At 67.3% G+C, this 2167-nt stretch carries 1 protein-coding gene; it reads left to right on the forward strand.

Annotated elements, in window-relative coordinates:
- The coding region (locus ACGFIV_RS36210; RefSeq protein WP_392839598.1) for a beta-ketoacyl synthase N-terminal-like domain-containing protein at positions 1-2167 on the forward strand (2167 nt) is incomplete at both ends.

Below are 2167 nucleotides of genomic sequence, written 5' to 3' on the forward strand. Positions count from 1 at the left end.
CTGAGTCAGCACACCGGTCTCAAACTCCCGCCGACCCTCATCTTCGACCATCCCAGCCCGCGTGCGCTTTGCGCGTACCTCGACAGCAGGGTTTCCGCAGTCATACCGAAGGAACGCCTGACCGGGCCCGTGCGTCGCCGTGCCGGCAATGCCGACACCGTGGATTCCTTCGCCGCCGGACTGGCCGGCCTCACTCCAGGTCAACAGCAGGAGCGACTCCTGCGGCTCGTCCAAGCCAATGTGGCGACCGTTCTCGGGCATGTCAGCTCCAGCACTCTCGACCCAGAGCAGCCGTTCAAGGATCTCGGCTTCACCTCACTCAACGCGCTTGAGCTTCGCAAGCAGCTCGGCCAGACCACCGGCTATCACTTCTCTCCGACCGTCGTCTTCGACCACCCCACGCCACGGGCTCTGGCAATGCATCTCTACGAGCAGGTGGCCGGTGTCACATCCGCCGTCGTTCCGACGCCGGGCGGGATCGAGACAGACGAGCCGATCGCGGTGGTGGGGATAGGTTGCCGTTTCCCTGGTGGGGTGGGTTCTGCTGGGGATTTGTGGGATGCGGTCGCCTCGGGGAGAGAGGTGATCGGTGAGTTTCCGGTGGATCGTGGCTGGGATCTGGGCAGGTTGTTCAGTTCTGATCCGGATGAGTCGGGGACCACGTATGTGCGGCGTGGCGGGTTCTTGGCTGACGCTGGTGGGTTCGATGCGGAGTTCTTTGGAATTTCGCCGCGTGAGGCGTTGGGGATGGATCCGCAGCAGCGGGTGTTGCTGGAGGTCGCGTGGGAGGCGGTGGAGCGGGCGGGTATCGATCCGCGCAGCCTGGCCGGGACTTCTACGGGCGTCTTCGCGGGTACGTGGTCCCATGAGTACGGTGCCGGGAGCGCCGAAGCCGTCGAGGGCCATCGGCTGACCGGGGTATCGGCCAGCGTGGCGTCCGGGCGTATCTCGTATGTGCTGGGCTTGGAGGGTCCGGCGATCACGGTGGACACGGCGTGTTCCTCCTCGCTGGTGGCGATCCATCTGGCCGTCCAGGCGTTGCGCCGGGGTGAGTGCGAGATGGCGCTGGCCGGTGCCGTCACGGTCATGGCCTCCACCGAACTGTTCGTGGACTTCGCCCGGCAGCGCGTGCTCGCGGCGGACGGCCGGACCAAGGCGTTCGGCGCCGGTGCCGACGGCATGGTGGCGAGCGAGGGCGCTGGGATGCTGTTGCTGGAGCGGGTGTCCGACGCCCGTCGTCTGGGTCACCGGGTACTGGCGGTGATCCGTGGGTCGGCCATCAATCAGGATGGAGCTTCGAATGGTCTGACGGCTCCGCATGGTCCTTCGCAGCAGCGGGTGATTCGTGCGGCCCTGGCCGATGCGGGGGTCGCTGCGGCTGATGTCGATGTCGTCGAGGCTCATGGCACCGGGACCACGCTGGGTGATCCGATCGAGGCGCAGGCGATCATCGCCACGTACGGGCAGGACCGGCCCGCTGACCGGCCGTTGTGGCTGGGGTCGGTGAAGTCGAACATCGGTCATGCGCAGGCGGCGGCTGGTGTCGCTGGTGTGATCAAGATGGTCGCGGCGATGGAGCGGGGGGTGCTGCCGAGGTCGTTGCATGTGGACGAGCCGAGTCCGCATGTGGATTGGTCGGGTGGGGCGGTGTCGCTGCTCACCGAACCGCTGCCCTGGCAGCCGAACGGGCGGCCGCGGCGCGCGGGTGTCTCCGCCTTCGGTATCAGTGGTACGAACGCTCATCTGATCCTGGAGGAGCCGCCGGCCGTTGCGGAGGAGCCGCCGGCCGTCGACGGTGATGGTGGGTCGTCGTTGGTGGTGTGGCCGCTTTCGGGGCGGAGCGAGGAGGCGTTGCGGGCGCAGGCGGAGCGGCTGGGGGGTTATCTGGCCGGTCGTCCGGATGTGGATGCGGTGGCTGTGGCTCATGGTCTGGCCAGGGGGCGGACGCATTTCGCGCACCGGGCCGTGATCGTGGGTCCGGCGGTGGGCGATGTCGATCAGGCGCTTGGGTCTGTTGCTGGGGGGCTTGTTCATCCGGGTGTGGTTTGTGGCCGGGTGTCTGTGCGGGGTGCGGGGAGGACGGTGTTTGTTTTTCCTGGTCAGGGGTCGCAGCAGCCGGGTATGGGGTTGGGGTTGTATGAGGCGTTCGGGGTGTTTCGCCGGGCGT

It is taken from the genome of Sphaerisporangium sp. NPDC049003, from assembly GCF_043197795.1.
In the GTDB taxonomy this organism is placed as follows: Bacteria; Actinomycetota; Actinomycetes; order Streptosporangiales; family Streptosporangiaceae; genus Sphaerisporangium.